We start from the raw sequence: 6576 nt of genomic DNA on the forward strand, positions 1-6576 counted from the left end.
GAACACACCCCTAGCCCCTCTCGAGAGGGGAATACGCGCAATGGAATCATTAACGATACTGTTTTCAAAACAAATTTAAATAAATTGCTCCCGTAAATAATGACAATCTCTTCCTAACTTTCTAATCATTAAAAAGAATATAGCAATCTTGCGATGAAAAATGAAACACAAAATTTAAAAAAGCGTTTTACTCCGGCCATAAAGAGAGACCTCTATCTTTTTTCAGGAAGATTTTTCGTTGAAATGAGCACTTCCATTTTTAATTTCACCCTTTAGGGAGGGGAAAAAAATTAAAAAAATAACTGGTTCAAATATGCAGCCCTCATTTTTAATTTCACCCTTTAGGGCGGAGAAAAAATTAAAAAAACACTGAATCCTGCCTACTCTTAAAAAAAAAGATTCACCGAGCATATCCTCTGTGAACCTTTTTTATTCAATACTTTATCTACTATTTATTTTACATCCAACAATTCAAACTTAGAATTCATGCTTTTAAATTCTGGTACTATTTCTTTCATTTTCATCACGATTTCATCATTTTCCAAATAATTGGCTTTTTCTATTAAATCTTCGATATCTCTATGCAAGGTTTCAAATTCGTCTTGGATTTCTTCTGCGATCATTATTTTTTCATGATAGGTAGGAATCGTCTTGGAGGTGTCATTAAGTAGTTCTTCGTACAGCTTCTCTCCTGGTCTTAAACCAACAATTTGTATTTTAATATCTTTGTCCGGCACGTATCCTGCCAACTTAATCATCTTTCTTGCCAAATCAATGATTTTCACCGGTTTTCCCATGTCAAAAATATAAATTTCGCCCCCTTTGCCCATCGCTCCAGCTTCTAGAACCAACTGACAGGCTTCCGGTATGGTCATGAAATACCGTATAATATCTGGATGTGTTATTGTTACAGGTCCTCCTTGCGCAATCTGCTTGGTAAACAGGGGCACCACAGAACCATTAGACCCTAAAACATTACCAAAACGGGTGGTAATAAATTTCGTACTGTTTTCTTCTCCCATCCTCTGAGTTTTTAATGATAAGGATTGCACATATTTCTCTGCAATACGCTTACTAGCTCCCATAACATTACTGGGATTAACCGCCTTATCGGTAGATATCATTACGAATTTCTTAACCCTATACAAACAGGATAGATCAGCAAGGTTTTTGGTTCCACCAATATTAGTAAAAATCGCCTGAGAAGGATTTTCTTCCATTAAAGGGACATGCTTGTAAGCTGCAGCATGGAAAACTACTTCGGGTTTATAAAACCTAAAAACCTTATCCATAGCCTCTTTATTTCGAATATCGCCAACTACAGTTCTGATTTTTGAATTTGTAGGGAGCACTTCGGTCTCCAATCTCAAGTGATGCAAAGGAGTTTCAGCTTGGTCCAAGATAATAATCTTCTTAGGATTATAAATCAATACCTGCCGTACAATTTCACTACCTATCGAACCTGCAGCACCAGTTATTAATATGGTCTTGTCTTTTAATTGTTTCGAAATCGATTTATTATCTAAAACAATAGGTTTTCTTTCTAGGAGATCTTCAATTTGAATCGTTTTTACTTTTTGAGAAATCTCTTTTTCATTTTCCCAATCGGCAATCAATGGAACTATATACACCCTATAATTAAACTCTAAGCATTGGTCCACAATGATTAATCGCTCTTCTTTTGACAAGCTTTTATCAGCAATTATGACTGATTCTGCACCAACGGAACGCATTAAAGTGGGCAATTTTTTCTTCAAAATTAAAATGGGCAAATCCAACATCCGCTTGGAAGAGTTTTGATCATTCTTATCTACAAATGCTACGATTTTAAAACGAAGAGGAGATTCTAACTTTAAAGCTTTAGCAACGGATATCGCATTGGCATCTGTACCATAAATTATTGTTCTTGATAATTTTATATTACTTTTCTCTGAGAGATAATGCTCAAAAGTTTGTTTTACAATAACACGGTATAAAAACAACCCACAAAAAGAAAGTACCATATTAATAAAAAGCGCGGTGTTTAAAAACGCTTTATACCCATAGACTAATTCAAAAGCAAAGTTTAACAGTAGGAGTGATATTAAAACAGCCATTTGCGAAAACAGTAACTTAACAGCATCAATATAGGAGGAGTGCCTTATAATTCCGGAGTAAGTTCTAAATAGCCAAAAAAAGAATACATTGACAACAAACAGACAACCAATATATAGCGCACTATTTGGAATTCTAATATAATCTAGCCCAGTACCCCTAAACAGTAAATAGGTAAAAAAGAAGGCAATCATTAAAACTGCCAAATCCATCATAACTATAATCCATCTAGGCAAATAGCTTAGGTTATGAATATTAAAACTTAAATTTTCGCTAGAAAAAATATTTCTGAGAAAAGAAATCGAACTGGGTTTTGTGTAATTACTCAAAATATTTATTATTTAACTAATTTTAATGAAAAATCAAAAATACTACTAATTGTATTGAATTAAAGTATTTTAACTGTATTTAATTTTTGGGAAAAAAAGTAGAATACTCCGCTTTTTCATTTACTGAATAAATTTAAAACCACCGCTTTTATTCTACCTCGATCGGCTGCGGTAAGATTAGAACCAGATGGCAAACAAAGCCCATTGCTAAAAAGTATCTCGGCAACAGTATTACCATAATAAGAATATTCAGAAAAAACGGGTTGCAAATGCATCGGTTTCCATAAGGGACGTGATTCTATATTCGATTTGGCTAGTAGTAATCGCAATTTCTCCCGCGTAATTCCTACGGTCTTTGTTGGGTCAATCAAAACTGTAGTTAACCAATAATTTGAAAAGAAGTTGTCATCAGGTACAATGAATACCGTTACCCCTTCAATATCCTTGAATACGTCCAAATAAAATTCATGCATTTTTCTTCTTAAAGCTATATGGCTATCCAAAACTTCCATTTGTCCCCTGCCGATTCCTGCACAGATATTACTCATTCGATAGTTATATCCAATTTCAACATGCTGATAATGCGGTGCCTCTTCTCTGGCTTGCGTGGCTAAAAATAATGCTCTCTTCTTCAGCGCCAGTGAACTAGTAATAATCGCGCCGCCACCCGAAGTCGTTATGACCTTACTTCCGTTGAAAGATAAAACACTGATATCTCCAAAAGTACCGCATTTATGTCCTTTATAACAACTTCCTAATGCCTCAGCACTGTCTTCCAGAATGGGTATGGAATAGCGGTCAGCCAGGATTCTTATCTCCTCTATTTTATAGGGAACGCCATATAAGTCCACCGCTATAATTACTTTTGGCTTTTTTCCTTTAGCAATCCTATCAATAATAGCGGTTTCAAGTGCAACCGGACACAAATTCCAAGTTTCAGGTTCACTATCGATAAAAATAGGAATGGCTCCCAAATACAATATAGGATTAGCAGATGCCGAAAAAGTCATACTTTGACAAAGAACCTCGTCCCCTGACTTAACCCCTAAAAGAATCAATCCCAAATGAATGGCAGCCGTCCCCGAATTTAAAACGGTAACATGCCCTACACCTAAATAATTTTCTAAATCTTGTTCGAAAATAGTCAAGTTTGACCCCATTGGAGCAATCCAATTCGAATCAAAAGCCTCTTGAATGTACTTTTGTTCATTTCCACCCATATGGGGAGTCGAGAGCCAAATTTTGTTCTCAGCCATTGCTTACGAATTAATAACTTCGGTATTTATGTAGCTAAAATATAGATTTTTTTGCAATTTGTCATCTCGATTGATTTTTTGTTTTGCCATCGGGTTGCACCTGATATTAACAAACCTTTCGGTACAATGCCGTTGTAATATGAAGACAGTATTCCGAATTCCTTCGGAATACTAGATTGAATAGACAACCGGTACTTTTATTACATTAAGATAAACCGAAGATTCAGCAAACACTGGTAAAAAGTAAAAGTCAAGTGAGCTAAAAGAAAAGAATCTCTTAAAAAAACAACTCGCCATTTAATACTTTTACAACCACCCTACTGTTTTTTATATCAAAAATCACGATAATAATTTTAGCGGTGGACGATGCGAGTGATCCCGAAGACGAACAACAAGTTGCTAAGGTCATGAGGCGAAAAAAGTATAACTTCCCGTTATGCAGAGACAACTAATGATATAACAAACGCAAACTCGCCCTTAAATTAAAAACGAAAAAACCAAAGATAAACGGAGTCGCAGTAATCCAGGAGTTGAGCCTGAAAGTCGAACGGCTCGGGCTGCAGAACAGCGTTTTGACGGTAGTTTCGTGAGTTTTACTTTTCTCCCTTTAGGGTTGGGGCAAAAAATTAAAAAAATCCAACTCCAAAATTCAACGTTTACAGCAATACGAACAGGCAAACCAAAACCTATTAAAATAAAAGTACAACGAACTAAAAAATTAAACGATACTTTTTTTAAGATGCACTTGACGAAGAACAAATGTCCTAATACCTAAATAAATAAGAGTCAGAAGCAGTAAAACTCCTCCGGAAAAGTACAGCGACAAACTTCCATGTTTATCCACATAGATGATAAGAGCATTCACTCCTAACTGAAGTACCGCGTAAACCATCGCAACTATAACATGTGGATAGCCCATTTCATTGGCTAGATATTGATATAGATGGGACCGATGCGGTTGAAAAATATTCTCTTTCTTTATCAATCTGTTAATGATAGTAACAACAGCGTCGATACCATAAACAGAAAAGAAAAGAATATATCCAATTTGTCCGGAATCTAAAATTGTCTTTACCATAAAGTAGCCTAAGAAAACGGCCATACTGATACTTCCTACATCACCAGCAAATGTTTTTGCTTTTTTTCTGACGTTGAATATTCCGAAAACGACACAAGACAATCCCATTGTAATTAGCAATGGTAAACTTGCTTGATGTATGGGCAAAAAAGCAAAACTTACAATCGCGCTAAGTGCATACAATACCGTAATTCCATTGATGCCGTCCATAAAATTAAAAGCATTCACCCAACCAATTAGTAAGACAAAAACTATTGGGAGCAGCCATATTGTCTCTGCAAACAAATTTACATCATAGAACACTAAACCTACAGCAATAACGTGTGATGCAAATCGAGGCAACTGCGATAATGGTTTTATGTCATCGATAAAACTCACCGCAGCAACTAATAGCACTGCTAACGCTATTTCCCAAGAGACATACCCTAAAAAAAAAGCCGTACTTATTGCTACTGGAAAAATAATTCCGCCGCCTCTCAACGTAATGGCACTATGTGATGATCTACTATTTGGTTTGTCGATTATATTGTAGGTATCTGCAATTTTAAAATAAAACAGCTCAATACCAATCAATAAAAAAAATAACGCTGTATATATCATTTATTTACTTCAATCTAGGCTATTAAATAATAGCGTTTAATATAAAAATCAGATAACAATTCAGACATTGTCAGATGAGAAGAATACTCTTCTCTTACCATTGATCACCGAATACTAAATACTGATCATTCACCACTTATTATTTGTGTTTTAACAATCCCAAAAGATACTCTCCATAACCTGATTTTTTCAAAGGTTCTGCTAAATCTTTTAGTTCCTGCTCGCTAATAAAACCTTGTCGCCAGGCAATTTCCTCGATACAACCCACTTTCAATCCCTGACGTTCTTCAATGACCTGCACAAACTGACCTGCTTGCATCAAACTATTGAAAGTCCCTGTATCGAGCCAAGCAGTACCTCTGCTCAAAATACCTACTTTTAAATTTCCTTTTTCTAAATACACTTTATTTACATCCGTAATTTCATATTCTCCACGTGAACTTGGTTTAATATTCTTAGCAATTTCTACTACAGAATTATCATAAAAATACAATCCTGGTACCGCATAATTCGATTTGGGTTCCAAAGGTTTTTCTTCTATCGAAAGTGCATTGAGATTTTTGTCAAATTCAACTACTCCATAACGCTCCGGATCGGATACATGATAGGCAAAAACAACTCCCCCAACCGGGTTTTTATTGGATTGTAACAATTCATCCATATTAGACCCAAAGAAAATATTGTCTCCCAAAACCAAAGCCACACTATCCTTTCCAATGAATTCTTCGCCAATGACAAAGGCCTGCGCCAAACCATTGGGGATAGCTTGTTCAGAATAACTAAAATGACAACCTATTGCCGAGCCATCACCCAATAATTTTTTGAAATTTGGCAAATCATGCGGTGTCGAAATAATTAAAATTTCATTAATCCCTGCCGTCATCAAAGTAGACAATGGGTAATAAATCATGGGCTTATCATAAACCGGCATCATTTGTTTACTCATCGCAAGTGTCAACGGGTGTAATCGAGTGCCAGATCCTCCGGCTAATATAATTCCTTTCATAGTTTATTTTGTGATTCGTGATTCGTAGCGCGTAATTCGAATTGCGTCCCTATTTATTGTTTACGTATCTAATAAGACCAAAAAGCATTTTTTTGATTTTTTCGATTTGACTTAAATAAATTTCAATCGAATTTACAAATTGTAATCGATTTGATAATATTAATTGTGTTTCTAGTTCAGACAATGAGCCCATGGCAATGTATAAAAATTGTT

5 protein-coding genes are annotated in these 6576 nt (G+C 35.4%); all 5 read right to left on the minus strand.

The window, feature by feature from the left end:
* Nucleotides 1–452 precede the first annotated feature (452 nt).
* Nucleotides 453–2309: a polysaccharide biosynthesis protein gene (locus A3SG_RS0117050; protein WP_410501005.1), complete on the minus strand. Its 1857-nt coding sequence runs from the start codon at nucleotides 2307–2309 to the stop codon at nucleotides 453–455.
* Nucleotides 2310–2539: 230 nt separating this feature from the next.
* Nucleotides 2540–3679: a DegT/DnrJ/EryC1/StrS family aminotransferase gene (locus A3SG_RS0117055; protein WP_016991215.1), complete on the minus strand. Its 1140-nt coding sequence runs from the start codon at nucleotides 3677–3679 to the stop codon at nucleotides 2540–2542.
* 718 nt (nucleotides 3680–4397) lie between these two features.
* Nucleotides 4398–5357, minus strand: a complete 960-nt coding sequence (locus A3SG_RS0117060; RefSeq protein WP_016991216.1) for a UDP-GlcNAc--UDP-phosphate GlcNAc-1-phosphate transferase — start codon at nucleotides 5355–5357, stop codon at nucleotides 4398–4400.
* Nucleotides 5358–5496: 139 nt separating this feature from the next.
* Nucleotides 5497–6363: a glucose-1-phosphate thymidylyltransferase RfbA gene (gene rfbA / locus A3SG_RS0117065; protein WP_016991217.1), complete on the minus strand. Its 867-nt coding sequence runs from the start codon at nucleotides 6361–6363 to the stop codon at nucleotides 5497–5499.
* Between the two features lie 49 nt (nucleotides 6364–6412).
* Entirely contained in the window at nucleotides 6413–6562 is a 150-nt protein-coding gene (locus A3SG_RS23175) for a four helix bundle protein (RefSeq protein WP_410501006.1), read from the minus strand.
* Nucleotides 6563–6576: the final 14 nt, after the last annotated feature.

Origin of the sequence: Flavobacterium sp. ACAM 123 (genome assembly GCF_000264055.1) — a bacterium.
GTDB lineage: Bacteria > Bacteroidota > Bacteroidia > Flavobacteriales > Flavobacteriaceae > Flavobacterium.